This window comes from Glutamicibacter sp. 0426 (assembly GCF_001906485.1).
Taxonomy (GTDB): Bacteria; Actinomycetota; Actinomycetes; order Actinomycetales; family Micrococcaceae; genus Glutamicibacter; species Glutamicibacter nicotianae.
In genome coordinates, this window is the sequence record NZ_MPBI01000001.1 from 167,261 (window position 1) to 184,862 (window position 17,602).

Annotated in this window: 15 protein-coding genes, 1 tRNA gene and 1 riboswitch; of the genes, 10 read left to right on the plus strand and 6 right to left on the minus strand. The window is 61.3% G+C overall.

All coding sequences use genetic code 11. The features are described 5' to 3' along the window. Positions 1-18: 18 nt before the first annotated feature. Positions 19-1,422, minus strand: coding sequence for a PucR family transcriptional regulator (locus BKX98_RS00770; RefSeq protein WP_066140841.1), 1,404 nt, complete (start codon positions 1,420-1,422; stop codon positions 19-21). Positions 1,423-1,536: 114 nt separating this feature from the next. On the opposite strand from BKX98_RS00770, the gene BKX98_RS00775 reads away from it, so the two are divergent. From BKX98_RS00775 to gabT, 3 genes are all read left to right on the plus strand, one after another. Next, a complete protein-coding gene (locus BKX98_RS00775; protein WP_073705871.1) occupies positions 1,537-3,144 on the plus strand; it encodes a sodium-dependent transporter in 1,608 nt (535 codons plus the stop codon). A gap of 2 nt (positions 3,145-3,146) precedes the next feature. Further along, positions 3,147-3,290, plus strand: a complete 144-nt coding sequence (locus BKX98_RS00780) for a methionine/alanine import family NSS transporter small subunit (protein WP_073705872.1) — start codon at positions 3,147-3,149, stop codon at positions 3,288-3,290. A gap of 207 nt (positions 3,291-3,497) precedes the next feature. Next, positions 3,498-4,841 (plus strand): 4-aminobutyrate--2-oxoglutarate transaminase, encoded by a 1,344-nt coding sequence (gene gabT, locus BKX98_RS00785; RefSeq protein WP_038992253.1) that lies wholly within the window; start codon positions 3,498-3,500, stop codon positions 4,839-4,841. Positions 4,842-4,935: 94 nt separating this feature from the next. Here gabT and rarD read toward each other — a convergent pair whose 3' ends face one another. Then, the gene (gene rarD, locus BKX98_RS00790; RefSeq protein WP_038992251.1) at positions 4,936-5,874 is read right to left on the minus strand and encodes an EamA family transporter RarD; all 939 of its coding nucleotides are present in this window, start codon (positions 5,872-5,874) and stop codon (positions 4,936-4,938) included. A gap of 238 nt (positions 5,875-6,112) precedes the next feature. On the opposite strand from rarD, the gene htpX reads away from it, so the two are divergent. Further along, entirely contained in the window at positions 6,113-6,991 is an 879-nt protein-coding gene (htpX, locus tag BKX98_RS00795) for a zinc metalloprotease HtpX (protein WP_073705873.1), read from the plus strand. 181 nt (positions 6,992-7,172) lie between these two features. After that, positions 7,173-7,766 carry a hypothetical protein gene (locus BKX98_RS00800; RefSeq protein WP_038992248.1) on the plus strand — a complete coding sequence of 198 codons (594 nt, stop codon included), beginning with the start codon at positions 7,173-7,175 and terminating at the stop codon, positions 7,764-7,766. 117 nt (positions 7,767-7,883) lie between these two features. Here the strand turns inward: BKX98_RS00800 and BKX98_RS00805 are convergent, their stop codons facing one another. Then, positions 7,884-8,372 (minus strand): YajQ family cyclic di-GMP-binding protein, encoded by a 489-nt coding sequence (locus BKX98_RS00805; protein ID WP_038992247.1) that lies wholly within the window; start codon positions 8,370-8,372, stop codon positions 7,884-7,886. 182 nt (positions 8,373-8,554) lie between these two features. Here BKX98_RS00805 and BKX98_RS00810 point away from each other — a divergent pair. Together BKX98_RS00810 and trxA are read left to right on the plus strand one after the other, a co-directional pair. After that, positions 8,555-8,636: transfer RNA gene (locus BKX98_RS00810), tRNA-Tyr, on the plus strand. Positions 8,637-8,776: 140 nt separating this feature from the next. After that, complete coding sequence (trxA, locus tag BKX98_RS00815) at positions 8,777-9,151, plus strand: thioredoxin (protein WP_038992246.1); 375 nt, start codon at positions 8,777-8,779, stop codon at positions 9,149-9,151. Between the two features lie 25 nt (positions 9,152-9,176). On the opposite strand, the gene BKX98_RS00820 is transcribed toward trxA, so the two are convergent. Beyond that, the gene (locus BKX98_RS00820) at positions 9,177-10,139 is read right to left on the minus strand and encodes a DNA-3-methyladenine glycosylase (RefSeq protein ID WP_143180984.1); all 963 of its coding nucleotides are present in this window, start codon (positions 10,137-10,139) and stop codon (positions 9,177-9,179) included. A gap of 137 nt (positions 10,140-10,276) precedes the next feature. Between BKX98_RS00820 and BKX98_RS00825 the strand changes: the two genes are divergently transcribed. Together BKX98_RS00825 and BKX98_RS00830 are read left to right on the plus strand one after the other, a co-directional pair. Further along, entirely contained in the window at positions 10,277-11,641 is a 1,365-nt protein-coding gene (locus BKX98_RS00825) for a pyridoxal-phosphate dependent enzyme (RefSeq protein ID WP_038992244.1), read from the plus strand. Positions 11,642-11,668: 27 nt separating this feature from the next. Continuing rightward, a complete protein-coding gene (locus tag BKX98_RS00830) occupies positions 11,669-12,826 on the plus strand; it encodes a cystathionine gamma-synthase (protein WP_073705875.1) in 1,158 nt (385 codons plus the stop codon). 90 nt (positions 12,827-12,916) lie between these two features. On the opposite strand, the gene BKX98_RS00835 is transcribed toward BKX98_RS00830, so the two are convergent. Beyond that, positions 12,917-13,333, minus strand: a complete 417-nt coding sequence (locus BKX98_RS00835) for a hypothetical protein (RefSeq protein ID WP_143180985.1) — start codon at positions 13,331-13,333, stop codon at positions 12,917-12,919. A 308-nt stretch (positions 13,334-13,641) separates the two neighbouring features. Between BKX98_RS00835 and BKX98_RS00840 the strand changes: the two genes are divergently transcribed. After that, positions 13,642-15,534 carry a DEAD/DEAH box helicase gene (locus BKX98_RS00840; RefSeq protein ID WP_073705877.1) on the plus strand — a complete coding sequence of 631 codons (1,893 nt, stop codon included), beginning with the start codon at positions 13,642-13,644 and terminating at the stop codon, positions 15,532-15,534. A 90-nt stretch (positions 15,535-15,624) separates the two neighbouring features. Here BKX98_RS00840 and thiC read toward each other — a convergent pair whose 3' ends face one another. Then, positions 15,625-17,367, minus strand: coding sequence for a phosphomethylpyrimidine synthase ThiC (gene thiC, locus BKX98_RS00845; protein ID WP_038992337.1), 1,743 nt, complete (start codon positions 17,365-17,367; stop codon positions 15,625-15,627). Next, positions 17,363-17,470, minus strand: a riboswitch (TPP riboswitch). (Overlaps the previous gene by 5 nt.) Positions 17,471-17,602 lie beyond the last annotated feature (132 nt).

Genomic DNA, 17,602 nt, shown 5'->3' on the forward strand with positions numbered 1-17,602 from the left:
GTCTTTATCCTATCGAGATTAGCCCAGCTCAAGGGCGCTCAACGCGATCCAGAGCTGGACTCGGTCGCTAGTCACATTCGGGTCGTAGCCGGAAAGGTCTGAAATCTGCTGGATCCGGTAGCGCACCGTGTTGCGGTGCAGGCCCATGGACTCTGCCACCGCGCCCACCGAGCCATCGCGGTTGAGATACTCGCTCAACGTCAGCAACAGGTCGGAATCGTGGGAGGCATCGAACTCCTGCAGCGGCCCCAGCACTTCGATGGCCAAATCCTGCAGGGGAACATCGTGGGCGGCGAGCAGGAGCGAGGTGAGTGACAGCTTGGTAGGCTCGTTGACCCGTTCGCCGTGGCGCAATGACTCCAGGGCCTCGAAGTAGCTCCAGCGGATGCCGGTGGTATTCGGGTAGCGTCCGCCGTAGCCCACGCGCGCCGGAATGCCGGCCGCGAGCAGATACTCATCGAGGTGCTTGACCGACAGCTGCACCTTGCTATGCGCAACGATGATTGCCAATCGGCCATCGATGATCGCCGAAACCTGCGAGGAGAGATCGGAAGGCAGCGGCAGGGTTTGCAAGCGCTCGATCTGGCTTGGAGCCTGGACCAGGATGACCGAATGCTCGCGCTGGGTGTTCAAGCCCAGAGCGCCCAGGCGTCCAGCCGCATCGGCGCCGACCAGGGCGCCGCCGGCGAGGTCTTCGAGCACTTGGCCGTTGGCGTGGCGCTGCGAAGCGCGCAGCCGGGACTTGTTCGCCAGTTCCAGGCCGATCAGCGACTGCGCGTAGTCGACTACTTGCTGGTGGACGTAGGGCTCGGCAATATGCAAGGTGCACTTGTCGCGCAGCCCGGTGGCCACCGGGCGTTCATGCCAGGAACGCGCCGGATCATAGTCGCCGCTGATCACTTCTCCGTGCAGGGTCAGTGCCACTTGGGTGCCGAGCATGCGTTCGAGTTCCTCGAGCATGCTGTCAAGATCCGAGGAGAGCAGTGTCTGGGCCAGCTTCTGGTGGGACTTCAGCAGGCTTTCAACGCGCTTGAGATGATCGGAGTTCAGTGCTTCGGCAATCAGCCGGGTGATCGCAGCAAAAGGTATCTGATAGGGAACCTCGAAGACGGGAAGTCCTACTTCGCGGGCGGCGTCAACGGTCGCCTGCGGTACCGAATCGTGCTCCAGTCCTGTGCCAAAACCCAAAGCTACGGCATCATTGGCCGCAAGGACATGGACGAACTGCCGTTGCGCGGCTTTGGTCTTCTGGCGAACGCCCGTGGTCAAGACAATTTCTCGTCCGGTCAAGAACTGCGAAGGGTCGAGTAGTTCGGTCACCGCACCCCAGGTGATGACCATGCCATCGCGGTGACTGTGTTCAGTTAGCGGCCGAAGATCGAGCTCGTCATGTTCCAGAAGACCGCGTAAACTAATTGCCATATAGTCATTCTAGTGGGAGAGCGAAAAGTTCCCGATTTAGCAAAATGCTCAAAATGTGGACACGCAAGCTCTAGAAATGACCACAATGTGAAAGTTTTGCAGTAGCTTAGACACATGAGCACTCCATCTTCATCGCAGGGCGCTCCACTCGCAACAGAGAAGCGTGAGACTTTCAGCTCCCGAAAGTTGTTCATCCTCTCAGCGATTGGTTCGGCCGTTGGTCTGGGAAACATCTGGCGTTTCCCCTATGTCGCCTACGAAAACGGCGGCGGCGCATTCTTGATCCCGTACCTGGTCGCAATTCTCTGCGCCGGCATCCCGCTGCTGTTCCTCGACTACTCGATCGGCCACCGCTACCGCGGCTCCGCCCCGCTGGCGTACCGCCGGGCTAACCGCAAGGCTGAGGTCCTGGGTTGGTGGCAGGTACTGATCTGCTTCATCATCGCCATCTACTACGCGGCCATCATTGCCTGGGCCGCCATGTACTGCTGGTTCTCCATCACCAAGGCATGGGAAACGAACGCAGACGGCGCCTCCGGCTTCTTCATGAACGACTTCCTCAAGGTCTCGGACAACGTCAATGTCGGGTTCGACTTCGTGGGCAACATCTTCATCCCGATGTTCTTCGTCTGGCTGGTCACCATCGTGATCATGGTCGCCGGCGTGAACAAGGGCATTTCCCGAGCCAACGCGGTCTTCATGCCGCTGCTCATCGTGATGTTCCTGATCCTGGTCGTCCAGTCGGTCTTCCTGCCAGGCGCCATCGACGGCCTGAATGCATTCTTCACCCCGGACTTCGCGGCACTGTCCAACCCGGCGGTGTGGGCTGCAGCCTTCGGGCACATCTTCTTCTCGCTGTCCGTTGCCTTCGGCATCATGGTGACCTACTCGTCGTACATGAAGCGCAAGAGCGATCTGACCGGTTCGGGCTACGCTGTCGCCTTCGCCAACTCCAGCTTCGAACTGCTGGCAGGCATCGGCGTCTTCGCCGCTCTGGGCTTCATGGCCTACAACGCCGGCAGCTCCGTGGACGAGGTTGCCACCTCCGGCATCGGTTTGGCTTTCATTGCCTTCCCGACCATCGTGTCCGAAGCGCCGCTGGGCTCGCTGATCGGTGTGCTGTTCTTCGGCTCGCTGGTCTTCGCAGGCCTGACCTCGCTGATCTCCATTCTTGAGGTGATCGTGGCGGCATTCCAGGACAAGCTGGGCTGGAAGCGCGTCCCAGCGACCCTGGTCGTGGGCATTCCGGTTGCAGTGATTTCGCTGGTGCTGTTCCCGACCACCACTGGCCTGTACCTGCTGGACACCATGGATGCCTTCGTCAACCAGTTCGGCATCCTGGCCTGCGCCCTGGTCCTGGTAATCGTCTTCGGTGCCGGGCTGGGCATGCTGCCGAAGCTGGCTAAGCACCTGAACCGCCATAGTTCCATCAAGCTGGGAACCGGTTGGAAGGTCCTCGTTGGCGGCATCGGACCAGCAGCCTTGGGCTACATGCTGATCAACGAATTGCAAAGCAAGATGGCCGAGTCCTACAGCGGTTACCCTGTCTGGTTCAACGGCATCTTCGGCTGGGGCATGGCCGGTGCGCTGATCGTTGGCGCGATCGTGCTCTCGCTGATTCCATGGAGCAAGAACTCGAAGATCGATGACCCCGAGTTCGACCAGCATCGTGCGAATGTCGAGGCCGAGGAAGTTCCTGAAGCCGCTGGAAAGGAGTACTAGCCATGAGTGCCATCGCGATTGTCTTCATGATTATCTCCATGCTCACCATCTGGGGCGGCCTGGCCGTCTCGCTGATCAACCTGAGTCGTCATCCTGAAAAGCAGGACGACGATGTGATTGAGCCAGCTGGCTCGGCAGGAAACTAGAACCTGCACGCAGCATCAGGATTGGAGGCCTCTGCGCTTCAAGCTACGGCTTGGAACGCAGAGGCCTCTTTCTTGTGCAAATGCACTAGGCGACACGGAATGCGTTGTGCCATTCAGCGTAGTCCGCTGGTGGCCAGGAGAATACTCTCTAGTTATAGAGAAAACTGGGCAAGCGAGCTCACCAACAAGTTCTGGAAGGACAAGCACATGGACGTTACCTACCGCATTGATCAGAAGCGCAAGATCAACGGTCCGTTCCCCGGCCCGAAGTCGCAGGAACTGACCGCCCGTCGAGCCAAGGCAGTTGCCGCAGGCGTGGCTTCCAGCCTGCCGGTATACGCCGCAGAGGTGGATGGCGGCATCATTGTCGATGTCGACGGCAACCAGCTGATCGACCTGGGATCCGGCATCGCGGTGACCACCGTTGGCGCTTCGAATCAAGCGGTAGCCAAGGCCGTCGCCGAGCAGGCAGCCCGCTTCACGCACACCTGCTTCATGGTCGCCCCGTACGAGAACTACATCGAGCTGGCCGAGAAGCTCGCTGCCATCACCCCGGGCAACTTCGAGAAGCGTGCGGTCTTCTTCAACTCCGGTGCCGAAGCGGTAGAGAACGCCATCAAGGTCGCCCGCATTGCCACCGGCCGCCAGGCAGTGGTCGCCTTCGACCACGCCTACCATGGCCGTACTAACCTCACTATGGGTCTGACCGCCAAGGCAGCTCCATACAAGCGCGGCTTCGGACCGCTGGCACCGGAGATCTACCGCATGCCAATGAGCTACCCGTTCCGCGAGGAAAACCCGAACATCTCCGGCAAGGAAGCTGCCGAGCGCGCCATCCTGGCCATGGAGAAGCAGATCGGTGGCGACCAGATCGCGGCGATCATCATCGAACCGATCCAGGGCGAGGGCGGCTTCATTGTTCCAGCCACAGGCTTCCTGCCGCGCATTGCCGAGTGGGCCAAGGAAAACGGCATCGTCTTCATTGCCGACGAAGTCCAGGCAGGCTTTGCCCGCTCCGGCGCATGGTTCGCGTCGGATATCGAGGGCATCGAGCCTGATATCGTCACCCTGGCCAAGGGCATTGCCGGTGGCATGCCGCTGTCGGGCATCATCGGCCGCGCCGAACTGCTGGACTCGGTGCACGGCGGCGGACTGGGCGGCACCTACGGCGGCAACCCGGTAGCAGTGGCCGCAGCCCTGGAATCCATCAAGTTCATGGAAGAGCAGGACCTGGCGGGCCGCGCCCGGCAGATCGAAGAGAAGTTCTTCACCCGCTTCGGAGCGCTGCAGAAGGACATCAAGGAACTGGGCGACATCCGTGGCCGTGGCGGCATGGTCGCGATGGAATTCGTCAAGGCCGGGGGCAAGGAGCCGGATGCCGCACTGACCAAGGCGATCGCCGACGAATGCCTGGCCCAGGGTGTGCTGATCCTGACCTGCGGCACCTACGGCAACGTGGTGCGCCTGCTGCCGCCGCTGGTCATTGGCGACGAGCTGCTCGAAGATGCGTTCAACGTCCTGGAAGACGCCATCCGCAAGGCTATCGCCTAAGCAGCTGCGATCTAGGCCGAGTACGGCGAAAGCCTCGAATCTCCCTTCGGAGATTCGAGGCTTTCGCTTACTCAGTTCTCATGCCAACCGGTGCTCAGCCCAGCTTCTTCGGTTCGGGCATGGAACCAGTGCGAGGAATTCGCATCATGTCCACGAGTACGAAGATGACTGCAACCCAGACCAGTGCGAAGCCAACCCAGCGTTCAAATGGCATGTGCTCGCCGAAAACCAGCAGCCCCAGGATGAACTGCAAGAGCGGGGCGAGGAATTGGAGTGAGCCCAGCGTGCTCAATGGCAAGCGGCGAGCCGCACCCCCGAAGAGCAATAGTGGAACAGCGGTGATGATGCCGCTTCCGGCCAGGAGCAGGAGCCCCGGAACGTCAGCCGAGAACAGTGCCGACTGATCGGCAGCAGCCAGCCAGATCAGATAGCCGAAGGCCAACGGGGTCAGCCAGACGGTTTCAATGGTCAAAGATCCCAAGGCGGTGCCGCTTTGGCCCACCTTGTTCTTCACCAGACCATAGAAGCCAAAGGAGAATGCCAGCCCGAGGGAAATCCACGGAACCCGTCCCAGTCCGACGGTCAGGACAACCACGGCAACAGTGGCGACGCCGACGGCGATCCACTGCAGGCGACGCAATTTTTCCTTCAGGACCACGACGCCCAGGAGGATCGCCACGATTGGGTTGATGAAGTAGCCCAACGATGCTTCCAGCACATGCCCGGTCAAGACAGCCAGCGCGTAGAGCGTCCAGTTGGCCGCGATCAGCACACTGGCCAGTCCCAGCTGCCACATGGCCTTGGCGTCCCTAAACATGGCCAGGAACTGCTTGAACTGGCGGGTGAATGCCAGCAGAAGCAGGCAGAAAACCAGCGAGAAGATTACCCGGACGCCAACGAATTCGAGGGCCGAGATGGCAGGCAGCAGTAGGAAGTAAGCCGGGAGCATGCCCCAAATCAGGTATGCGGAGGTGCCTTGGATCAGCCCATAACTATGTTCCGAGCGGATCGGTTTGGCAGTACTTAAGGACATGCAGGGCGCACACTTTCAGAATCGCAATAGGTCGGAGGAACGGGCTAGCCGGAAATAAGCTGTGGCACCGCATCTTAAAACTACAACGTCCAGCCTCCCGGTATATTCCCCTGCCCTGCGGGTGCCTGCAACCGGGGGTGCCGATGTGATCTTCTCACCGGAACATATTTGGAATTCCAGTCGTTGACTAGACTAGAGAACACCAACTTGGTTTGCTTCATTGAGGGAGTGCATCGCCGTGCATGGACATAACAACGGACTCAAAACCGCCTTTTTGATGGGTGGAATGTTCGCCCTGTTGCTGGCCATCGGCTCGCTGATTTCCGCGGGTACCGGCCGTTCGATGTTCATTTGGATCTTCGCCTTGATCGGCCTCGCAAGTACCGCCTACAGCTATTGGAATAGCGACAAACTGGCCCTGCGCTCAATGCATGCCTACCCGGTCATCGAAGCGGAACAACCGGAAATGTACCGCATCGTTCGCGAGCTTTCGATGAACGCGCAGCAGCCGATGCCGCGCCTGTATGTTTCCCCAACCACTTCGCCGAATGCCTTTGCTACCGGCCGCAACCCGCAGAACTCGGCGGTGTGCTGCACCGAAGGCATCTTGCAGCTGCTTAACGAACGCGAGTTGCGCGGCGTGCTGGGCCATGAACTGATGCACGTCTACAACAGGGATATCCTCACCTCATCGGTGGCCGCGGCCATTGCCGGCGTGATCACTTCGGTGGCGCAGTTCCTGATGTTCTTCGGAGGCGGCAACAGCAACGACAACCGCGGGGTGAACCCGATCGCTTTGATTGCCTTGTCGCTGCTGGCACCATTGGCTGCGTCCATCATCCAGATGGCTGTGAGCCGCACCCGCGAATACGACGCCGACGAAGATGGTGCCAAGCTGACCAATGATCCCCTGGCGCTGGCAAGCGCGCTTCGCAAATTGGAATCGGGGATCTCCCACGCTCCGCTGGCGTCGAATGACCAGAAGCTGGTCAACAGCTCGCACCTCATGATCGCCAACCCCTTCGGTTCGCGCCTGAAGCGCATGTTCTCCACCCACCCTCCGATGGAAGATCGCATCGCGCGGCTTGAAGCAATGGCCGGCGGCCGCGGGTACTAAGCCGAATGCGCTGGAGCAGGTGACCGCTCCTGCGGATCGACCTGTTGTAGCAGCGCTCCATGGGCGATCGGAGACTCGCGTCTGCGGGAAGTTGAAGCCCTGGGGGGAAGCCTCAAAGGCGTTAACCCAGAACCGTGATCGCGGCATGCTTCTCATCAACAGACCACGAGGAGAAAGAAAAATGACCGACAGCGAAATCCGTTTTCCTTCGCTGGGTGATGCGATTGCTGGCCGGTTGACGACAGGTGTGGTGAAGGGAGCGGTTGCCCTCCTGCTCGCGTGGATCATTACGCTGTTCATCGATGTCGACATGGCGTTTGACAGGATCGCGGTCGCACTAGTTCTTGCGTTTGTCCTATCCGAGATTGCGGGCGCAGTCATTGAGCGGCCCATCGTGCTCCGCGATCGCAGGCCCAATCCCGGCGGGTTTGCCTACGTTTTCCTGCCGTTCACGGCGTCAATAGTGATCAGTTTTGTTGCTTCTTACGCTCTCCACCGTTCCATAAGTGCCAGTGCAGTGGTGACGGCTGCAGTGGCAATCTGCAATTTGGCAGAGCTGCTCTGGATGAAAAGTTGGATTCCTGGGCCGACTCCTGAGGAAGAGCAGGCCACGATCGATGAATTCACGGCGATGACGAAGGAGCATTTTGCCGACGATGTGGAGGAGATCAAGCGTGGTGCCAGGGAGAGGACCCGCGACAGGTACTACAAGAAGAAGGCCCGTGACGAGGCCAAGGCGCAAAAACGCAAAGGCGATGGCAAACGGACACGTTGAGCAGTCGGACGAGAGTTTTCGGTAATCCAGCAAGAGCCGAGGGCTGTCACCCATCCACCACGGATGGGTGACAGCCCTCGGCTCTTGCGAAGTACGCCTAGCAGGCTGAGATGAGCCCTACCGGAAGTTCACGAACTGCAGGTCTGCTTCTTCGAAGTCGCGCAGCAGAGCCATGGTGGCCTGAAGATCATCGCGGGACTTGGACGAAACGCGCAGCTCATCGCCCTGGATCGTGGACTTGACGCCCTTAGGTGCCTCATCGCGGATCAACTTGTTGATCTTTTTGGCGACATCCTGGGCGATGCCCTCCTTGATGCTCGCTTCGATGCGGTATTCCTTGCCCGAAGCGAAAGGGTCACCGGCATCCAACGACTTCAGCGAAATGCCGCGCTTGACCAGTTTGGACTGGAAAACATCCAGTACAGCGTTGACGCGCTCTTCCGAGTTGGCCTTCATCAGGATCTTCTCGCCGCTGAAGTCAATTTCAGCGCCAACGCCCTTGAAGTCGTACCGCTGGGCGATTTCCTTCTGGGCCTGGTTCATCGCGTTGGCGACTTCCTGGCTATCAACCTTGCTTACGACGTCGAATGTGGAATCACTAGCCATGTGAATACTCCTAGTTGAAACGGGTCTGATTCGCTTCATAGCCTACCGGTTTTAACCTTCAAATTCGGGGTGTGATCAGGCTTACAGCAAAAATGCCCCTCTCGATTTCACAACTCCGGAAAACTCCTGTAGAGTTATTTCTCGTTCCGACAAGAGCAAATGTTCTTGAAGTGAACATACTCGGCAGATTACCCGAGTGGCCAAAGGGGGCTGACTGTAAATCAGCTGGCAACGCCTTCACTGGTTCGAATCCAGTATCTGCCACAAAATAACTCCCGGATCCCAGGATCCGGGAGTTTTTTGCATATGGAGAACTTGCGCGCCCATCGGGTTGGTTTTATTCCCGTGCTCAACCAAGATCACGTTTCTACGTATTTCAAATAAGGATCGGCTACCGTATAACCATGGCAACGAAAAATGTGAGCGAAGACGAATTCGCGCAGCTGATTGATGAGAACGACATCGTCCTGGTGGACTTCTGGGCTGCCTGGTGCGGTCCATGCCGCAATTTTGCGCCGGTGTACGAGCAGACTTCCGAGAAGTTCCCCGATGTAGTGTTTGCCAAGGTGGATACCGAAGCGGAACAAGGCTTGGCCCGCGCTGCGAACGTCACCTCGATTCCGACCATCATGGCGTTCCGCGAGAATGTCCTCGTGTTCTCGCAGGCTGGTGCGCTGAACCAGACCCAGCTCGAAGACCTTGTTACCGCCGTCAAGGGCATTGACATGAGCGAAGTGCATAAGCAGATCGCAGAGGAAGCCGCGCAGGCAGACTCCTAGGAATTCCCATAGACTTCGGGCTCCCTTACCGCCGCCGGTGATCCAGCGGTGCGTATCGGGGCCCGAAGCTTTGTTTTCTCTGCCCTGAAAGCTGCAGCAAGCGGACCACGCGTTGCCGATGCGGGGCATAGGGCGCCAGTAGGTCAAGCATCTGCGCATCGCTGATTCTTGAACCGGCAAGCACCTGTCCAACGAAATCTGCCAGATGGAAATCTCCGACGGAAATGTGATCAGCAGATCCATGGGAACGCTGCAGCGTCTCGGCAATGGTCCATGGTCCGATGCCCGGCACCGACGCCATCGCCGCTTCCAGGGTTCCCGGTGCCATTGCCTTGGGCTTTGGCTGGTTTATCGGCTTATCCCCCCACCACTGCAAGCTGCTGGCAACCCGCACCACGCGCGTCATCGTGGTGGCCCGCTGCCCCTCAACACGCGCTGCTTGCCAGTCCCACCGCTTCATCGTTGCCAATTTCTGCGGACCGGGGAAAATCATCAGGCCCTCGGGCGCCGGGCCCGGGGCCCGGTGGCCCAGATGGCGGATCAGCCAGCGCCACGCGTAATTCGCTTCGATCCCGGTGACCCGCTGTTCCAGGATCGCCCCGGCCACGTGCTCGAAGATCCTGCCGGTGCTGGGCAGAATGAAATCCGGATGATCGAAGCGGGAGCGCGCGATGATCTCCGGGAACTTGCCTTCTTTGACTCCCGCGTCGAAATCGGTCCAGTCATCTTTCGCACCCAGCAAGTTCGGTGCCGATTCCATGGCCCACTGGGCGCCAGGACCCCAGGCCTGCAATGCGGCTGGCGAGCTCGGGGAGGGCTTATGGATATGCAAAGTTGCATCCCCGAGCGGCGTCGCAAAGGCCAGCCACGCCTCGGTCTGCGACAGGCGGATCGTCGGATCGCCCAGGCCGCGGCGCAAGATGCCCAAGGTCTTGGGCAGGGCCACCGGACGCTGCGGATCGTAGCTGGCGGTCAACGACTTCTCCATGAAACGCATCCTATAACTTCGTGCTCGGGATTCCTGGGCCAGCATCGCTATCACCAGAGAAAAGCGTGCGTCCACTGCGTGACGTTTCGCTACGCCTCGGAACGACATGTATGACATCCGCCGGTAAAGTTCTTGACATGAAGTATGCGTCCACAGTTCTAGACCTGATCGGCAATACCCCTTTGGTGAAGCTCAACCGAGTCACCGACGGGATCAAAGCCACCGTACTGGTGAAGCTCGAGTACCTGAATCCGGGCGGTTCCATCAAGGACCGCATCGCATTGAAAATGGTCGAGCGTGCCGAGGAATCCGGCCAGCTCAAGCCTGGTGGAACCATCGTGGAACCGACCAGCGGCAACACCGGCGTCGGCCTGGCAATGGTAGGCCAGCTCAAGGGCTACAACACCATTTTCGTCACCCCCGATAAGGTGGGCGAGGAAAAGCGGGACGTGCTGCGCGCCTACGGTGCCAAGGTAGTAGTTACCCCAACCGCGGTGGCTCCGGATTCGCCCGAGTCCTACTACGGCGTATCCGACCGCCTGGTCACCGAAATCGATGGCGCATACAAGCCCGACCAGTTCTCCAACCCGGGAGCGCCTGACAGCCACTTCGAGACCACCGGCCCGGAAATCTGGAATGACACCGACGGCAAGCTGACCCATGCGGTCATCAGCGCAGGAACCGGCGGCACCATCACCGGCACCGGACGCTACCTCAAGCAGATCTCCGCTGACCGCGCTTCCGGCCCGGTGAAGATCATCGCCGCTGACCCGGATGGCTCGGTCTACTCCGGCGGCACCGGACGCCCCTACTTTGTCGAAGGCGTCGGCGAAGACATGTGGCCGGGAAACTACGACCCCTCCGTGCCGGATGCCGTGGAGCCGGTCACCGATGCCGAAGCATTTGAGATGACCCGCCGTCTGGCCAAGGAAGAGGGCCTGCTGCTGGGTGGTTCCTCGGGCATGGCTGTCGTCGCCGCGTTGCGCGCCGCCAAGGATCTGGGCGAAGACGACGTGGTTGTCGTGATCGCACCGGATGGCGGCCGCGGCTACCTGGCCAAGATCTTCAACGACCAGTGGATGCTGGACCAGGGTTTCACCACCGATGAATACTCCGCGCTGGACTTCATCGGCGAGGCGCTGGCCAAGCAAGGCACCGCGACAGTGCCATTGGACACTACCCTGGCCGAGGCGGCCAAGGCGCTGCGCGAGCAGGGCGATGACGCGCTGGTCGTAGCCACTGCACCACTGCCTGCGCGAATCGGCGAGATCCGCGGCGTAATCGGTGCCAGCGACATCACCGACGCGCTGCTGGCCGGTGCAGAACCAACCAGCACGCTGGCAGATCTGGGCGACCTGGCAATGCCATTCATTGGCACCGCAGACACCCCGGAGCATGCGCAAGACTTGCTCAAGAGCCACCCGGCCGTGCTGCTGACCAAGGGCGGCGAAGTGATTGCCGCGGCCACCGCAGCCGACCTTCTGGCCTACACCACCCGCTAGAGACTTCACCACAAAGGATTGATATCGATGACTGAAAACCATCAGGGCGCAAACACCCGCTTTGTCCACGCGGGCCAGGAATTCGAACCGGTTACCGGCGCGGTAGTTCCGCCGCTGCACTTCTCCTCCACCTACGCGCAGGACGGCATTGGCGGCCTGCGCAACGGCTACGAGTACGGCCGCGGCACCAACCCGACCCGCGACTCGCTGCAGGCGCAGCTGGCCGGCGCCGAATTCGGCAACTACGCTTTCTCCTTCAGCTCGGGCCTGGCCGCCGAGGATTCGCTGATCCGCGCCATCCTGCGCCCGGGCGACCACATTGTGCTGGGCAACGACGCCTACGGCGGAACCTTCCGCCTGATTGACCGCGTCCTGGGTGCATGGGGCATCGGCAACACCCCGGTGGACATGGGGGACGAGGCGGCCCTGGCCGCTGCCATCGAGAAGAACAAGGCGAAGTTGGTGTGGGTGGAAACCCCGTCCAACCCGATGATGAAGATCACCGACATCGCGAAGGTCGCTCAGATTGCCCACGCCGCCGGCGCACTGCTGGTCGTGGACAACACCTTCGCCAGCCCGTTCCTGCAGCAACCGCTGACCCTGGGGGCCGACATCGTGGTCCACTCGACCACCAAGTACATCGGTGGCCACTCCGACGTGGTGGGCGGCGCGGTGATCGTCAAGGACGCCGAGCTGGCCGAGAAGATCGGCTTCATCCAGTTCGCCGTGGGCGCCGTTTCCGGTCCCATGGATGCGTTCTTGACCACCCGCGGCCTGAAAACCCTGGGCGTGCGCATGCGCACCCACTCGGAGAACGCCGCGCAGGTGGCCCAGTGGCTGCGTGAACGCAGCGAGGTCGAGCGCGTGCTCTACCCGGGCTTCGAAGACCACCCGGGCCACGAGATTGCCAAGAAGCAGATGTCCGGCTTCGGCGGCATGGTCTCCGTGCAGTTCAACGGCGGGGAATCGGCAGCCCGCAAGATTGCCGAGAGCACCAAGCTGTTCACCCTGGCTGAATCCCTGGGCGGCATCGAGTCGCTGATGAACTATCCGTCGGAGATGACCCACGCTTCGGTGAAGGGCACCGAGCTGGCAGTTCCAGTGAACCTGCTGCGCCTGTCGGTCGGCATCGAAGACCCTGCAGATCTGATCGAAGATCTGGAGAAGGCCTTCACCAACCTGTAAATGCGCATGACGCAAAGGACCTGGGTTCTGCTGCCCGCCAAGGGCAGCAGAACCCAGGTCCTTCGTGCATTGAACCGGGTTCCGGTCCGGCTACCGGCGGCGCTTGGCCGGCTTGGGATCGACGATCTTGAAGTACCTGTTGCTCGCCGGCATCCACATCAGCACCACGCTGAACATGATGATGGCGGCCAGCAGCGAGTAGCGTCCGAACCGCAGCAGCAGCGGCAGTGCGGCAATCAGTCCCAGCCAGGACAGCTGGGCGCGCGCTGCCCGGTCGCCGGTGAACAGCCGGTATCCGAGCACGCCGCAGGCGAGGCCCGCTGCGGCGAAAAAGACCATCAGCGCAATGCTGCCGAAATCCAGTGCGGAGTCCCGGCTCTGCTCATAGGCCAGGAAGCCGCCGAAGCCGAGAAAAAGCACTCCGGCCAACAGCCAGAGCATCTGGGCGACGAACAACCCGCCGGGGGTGGGCTCATCGGGACGTCGTGGAAAAAGTGGTTTCTTCACGTGCTTAACCCTACGTGCTCTGGCGCGGTGCCCGATCTCACACGGCTTCGACACTGACAACTCAGTGCCGTTCAAGCTAGCATTAAGTGTTCGCGAACATCAGGGTATCCCTCTCGCATCCAGCCCAATTTTTGAGGCTGGAGCCTTCTCGTGTTGTATTTTCCGCAAAGTGTGTGCGGGTCTTTATGTCATAGGGGAGCGCTTGATGAGCGTGACTTGTATCTGACTGTGCAGCCTATACGTCGTTTCTTTGGGGACGGCCAAGGCCTATCCCCAAACGAATGAGGTAATTCTTCGTGTCTTCTGACATGCCCGTAAACACCAACGACAACCAGACCCCGGAAGAGCCAACCGTGCTCTTCTCCGAGCTTGGCCTGGATGCCCGCGTGCTTGCATCGCTTGCCGACCTTGGCTACGAGAAGCCATCGCCAATCCAGGCAGCGACCATTCCACTGCTCCTCGAAGGCCGCGACGTTGTCGGCCTGGCCCAGACCGGTACCGGCAAGACTGCTGCTTTCGCACTGCCTGCCCTGTCCCGCATGGCCGAACTGGCTGACACCAATGGCCCAGCCAAGACCCCGCAGATCCTGGTCCTGGCTCCAACCCGCGAGCTGGCCCTCCAGGTCGCCGAGGCCTTCACCTCCTACGCCAAGTACCTGCCGAACTTCACCGTTCTGCCCGTGTACGGCGGCTCCCCATACGGCCCGCAGCTCAACGGCCTGCGCCGTGGCGCACAGGTCGTCGTGGGCACCCCCGGCCGTGTGATCGACCACATCAACAAGGGTTCCCTGGACCTGTCGAACCTGCAGTACGTGGTGCTGGACGAGGCCGACGAAATGCTGCGCATGGGCTTCGCCGAAGAGGTCGACAAGATCCTGGAAGCGACCCCGGAAGAGAAGCAGGTTGCCCTGTTCTCGGCCACCATGCCACGCACCATCCGCCGCATCGCCTCTGAATACCTGCGCAACCCGCAGGAAGTCGCCGTGAAGTCCAAGCAGTCCACCGGCACCAACATCACCCAGCGCTTCCTGCAGGTCATGGGCGCCCACAAGCTGGACGCCATGACCCGCATCCTCGAATCCGAGGAATTCGACGGCGTGATCACCTTCGTGCGCACCAAGATGGCTACCGAAGACCTGGCCGACAAGCTCAAGGCCCGCGGCTTCACCGCTGCCGCCATCAACGGCGACATCCCGCAGCAGCAGCGCGAGCGCACCGTGGAGAACCTGCGCTCGGGCAAGATCGACATCCTGGTGGCTACCGACGTGGCGGCCCGCGGCCTGGACGTCGAGCGCATTTCGCACGTGATCAACTTCGACATCCCGCATGACACCGAGTCCTACGTGCACCGCATCGGCCGCACCGGCCGTGCCGGCCGCAAGGGCGACGCGATCCTGTTCATGACCCCGCGCGAGAAGTACCTGCTGCGTGCCATCGAGAAGGCGACCCGCCAGCCGGTGACCCAGATGCAGCTGCCGTCGCTGGATTCGGTCAACGACCGCCGCATCCAGAAGTTCACCGACCGCATCGACAAGACCATCAGCGGCCAGGACCTGACTACTTTCCGCGAGATCGTGGAGAAGTTCGCTGCCGAGCACGAGGACCTGGACCACCTGGAAATCGCGGCTGCACTGGCTTTGATGGCCCAGGGCGGACGCCCGCTGCTGATGACCGAACCGGTCATGTCGCCTGCGAAGAAGGCCCGCATGGATCGCCCGGAGCGTGGCGAACGCGGTGAGCGCGGTCCACGTGCCCGCAAGACCGCTGCCGAGGGCAACGCCATGTACCGTCTGGCAGTTGGCCGCCGCAACCGCGTGCAGCCAGGCTCGATCGTTGGCGCACTGGCCAACGAGGGCGGCTTCGATTCTTCGGAAATCGGCGGCATCGACATCCGTTCGGACCACACCCTGGTGGAGCTGCCAGCAGAGCTGAGCAAGGACCAGTGGCGTGCACTGTCCAAGACCCGTATTGGCGGCGAAGCCATCGATCTCCAGCTCGACAGTGGCCGCAGCCCGCGCCGTGACGACGATGGCGACCGCGGTGGTTTCCGTGGCAGCCGTGGCGGCTACGGTGGTGGACGTGGCGGCCGTGGCGGCTACGGTGGCGGACGCAATGGCGGACGTGGCGGATTCGGCGGCGGACGCGGTGGCAAGGACCGCTACAGCGATTCGAACCGCAGCGGTGGACGTCGCGACTACTAAGCCTGCAGCGCACAGCTGAATAGCACTGGAAAACGCCCTTGGGGCAAGCCGAAAGCTTGCCCCAAGGGCGTTTTCGCATGCCCGGGCTCATTACTCGGCAGGGGTCCCGACGGGGATCTCGTCCCCGAGATAGACCGTGCCCCCGCTTTCCAGGAACTGCCTGCTTTTCTGCGCCATCCCGGCCAATGCCGCCTGCGCCTCGGCCGAGCCGTATTCGTCGCGAATATCCTGGGAAATGCGCATGGAGCAGAATTTCGGCCCGCACATGGAACAGAAGTGGGCAGTCTTCGCAGGCTCGGCCGGCAGCGTCTCGTCATGGAATTCCTGCGCGGTGACCGGATCGAGGGACAACGCGAACTGGTCATTCCAGCGGAATTCGAAGCGAGCCTTGCTCAGCGCATCATCCCGTGCCGTGGCACCCGGATGCCCCTTGGCCAGATCTGCCGCGTGCGCCGCGATCTTGTAGGTGATCACCCCGGTCTTCACGTCATCCCGGTTGGGCAGCCCCAGATGCTCCTTGGGGGTGACATAGCAGAGCATCGCGGTACCGTAGCGGGCAATCTCCGTGGCGCCGATGGCGCTGGTGATGTGGTCGTAGCCCGGCGCGATATCGGTAACCAGCGGGCCCAGGGTGTAGAACGGGGCCCCGTCGCACAATTCCTGCTGGCGCTCCACATTCTCGCGCACCAGATGGAAGGGGATATGCCCCGGGCCCTCGACCATCACCTGCACATCGTACTGCCAGGCGCGCTTGGTCAGCTCGGCCAGGGTATCCAGCTCGGCGAATTGCGCTGCGTCGTTCGCATCCGCGATGGAGCCCGGGCGCAGCCCGTCGCCCAGCGAGAAGGCCACGTCGTACTGAGCGAAGATCTCGCACAGCTCATCGAAGTGGGTGTAGAGGAAATTCTCCTGGTGGTGCGCCAGGCACCATCCGGCCATGATGGAGCCGCCGCGCGAGACCATGCCAGTGACCCGGTTGGCGGTCAGCGGGATGTAGCGCAGCAGCACACCGGCATGGATGGTCATGTAATCCACGCCCTGCTCGCACTGCTCGATGACGGTGTCGCGGAAAATCTCCCAGGTCAGCTTGTTGGCTTCGCCATTGACCTTCTCCAGCGCCTGGTAGATCGGCACGGTGCCGATGGGCACGGGGGAGTTACGGATGATCCATTCGCGGGTGGTGTGAATGTCCTCTCCGGTGGACAGGTCCATCACCGTGTCGGCACCCCATTTGGCGGCCCACTGGAGCTTGGAGACCTCTTCAGCGATGGAGCTGGTCACCGCCGAGTTGCCGATATTCGCATTGATCTTGACCAGGAACGCCTTGCCGATGATCATCGGTTCGGATTCCGGATGGTTGATGTTTGCCGGGATGATGGCTCGTCCGGCGGCGAGCTCGCTGCGCACCAGCTCGACATCGCATTCCTCGCGCAGCGCCACATAGCGCATTTCCGGGGTGATGACCCCGGCGCGCGCATAGTGCATTTGCGTCACGCGGGCTCCTCCAACGGCCCGCAGCGGAGGGGCCGAACGTCCAGCCCATTCCGCGCTGGCCGTGCCGCGGCGGACCGCTGAGCGCCCGTCGTCGTGCAGATTGCGCTCGCGGCCGGCATAGGTTTCCACATCCCCGCGCTCCCGGACCCATCGCTCGCGGAAGGGTGGCAAGCCCTGGGTCGGTTCGCTTCCCGGTCCGCTGGTGCGATACACCGACAGCGGCTCGTTGGGCTTTCCATTGGGGGAGTCTGCCAGATGGATCTGCGTGACGGGAACAGAAATTCCCGCAGATTCGCGGTAGGCAAGGGTGTGGGCAGGGTGCTGTTCAAATTGTTCCACTTGGAAACTCACTTCCTTCGCCGGCATTACCCGGACAGGTTCAACGGTCGCGGACGGCGATAGCCCGATCTCAGCCCTTGCCAGGGCACCCGTGTGGTCGCGAACAACTTAGCACGCTTGGGAGGAGGAAACGCAAATCCAGTGGTCAGAACAGTGACATCAAGTCAGGATACGGGCACTGGCCCCGGCGGCAGGAGATAGTTTCTGGAAGCGATCAGTCTCTTGCGGCGCGAAT

What these genes read in the sequence shown, in the direction of transcription:
- BKX98_RS00775 (WP_073705871.1), top strand. Translation starts at nt 1,537, where the DNA reads ATGAGCACTCCATCTTCATCGCAGGGCGCTCCACTCGCAACAGAGAAG.
- BKX98_RS00830 (WP_073705875.1), top strand. Translation starts at nt 11,669, where the DNA reads ATGACTGAAAACCATCAGGGCGCAAACACCCGCTTTGTCCACGCGGGC.
- BKX98_RS00800 (WP_038992248.1), top strand. Translation starts at nt 7,173, where the DNA reads ATGACCGACAGCGAAATCCGTTTTCCTTCGCTGGGTGATGCGATTGCT.
- BKX98_RS00805 (WP_038992247.1), bottom strand. Translation starts at nt 8,372, where the DNA reads ATGGCTAGTGATTCCACATTCGACGTCGTAAGCAAGGTTGATAGCCAG.
- BKX98_RS00840 (WP_073705877.1), top strand. Translation starts at nt 13,642, where the DNA reads ATGCCCGTAAACACCAACGACAACCAGACCCCGGAAGAGCCAACCGTG.
- BKX98_RS00780 (WP_073705872.1), top strand. Translation starts at nt 3,147, where the DNA reads ATGAGTGCCATCGCGATTGTCTTCATGATTATCTCCATGCTCACCATC.
- BKX98_RS00770 (WP_066140841.1), bottom strand. Translation starts at nt 1,422, where the DNA reads ATGGCAATTAGTTTACGCGGTCTTCTGGAACATGACGAGCTCGATCTT.
- BKX98_RS00825 (WP_038992244.1), top strand. Translation starts at nt 10,277, where the DNA reads ATGAAGTATGCGTCCACAGTTCTAGACCTGATCGGCAATACCCCTTTG.
- trxA (WP_038992246.1), top strand. Translation starts at nt 8,777, where the DNA reads ATGGCAACGAAAAATGTGAGCGAAGACGAATTCGCGCAGCTGATTGAT.
- BKX98_RS00820 (WP_143180984.1), bottom strand. Translation starts at nt 10,139, where the DNA reads ATGGAGAAGTCGTTGACCGCCAGCTACGATCCGCAGCGTCCGGTGGCC.
- gabT (WP_038992253.1), top strand. Translation starts at nt 3,498, where the DNA reads ATGGACGTTACCTACCGCATTGATCAGAAGCGCAAGATCAACGGTCCG.
- rarD (WP_038992251.1), bottom strand. Translation starts at nt 5,874, where the DNA reads ATGTCCTTAAGTACTGCCAAACCGATCCGCTCGGAACATAGTTATGGG.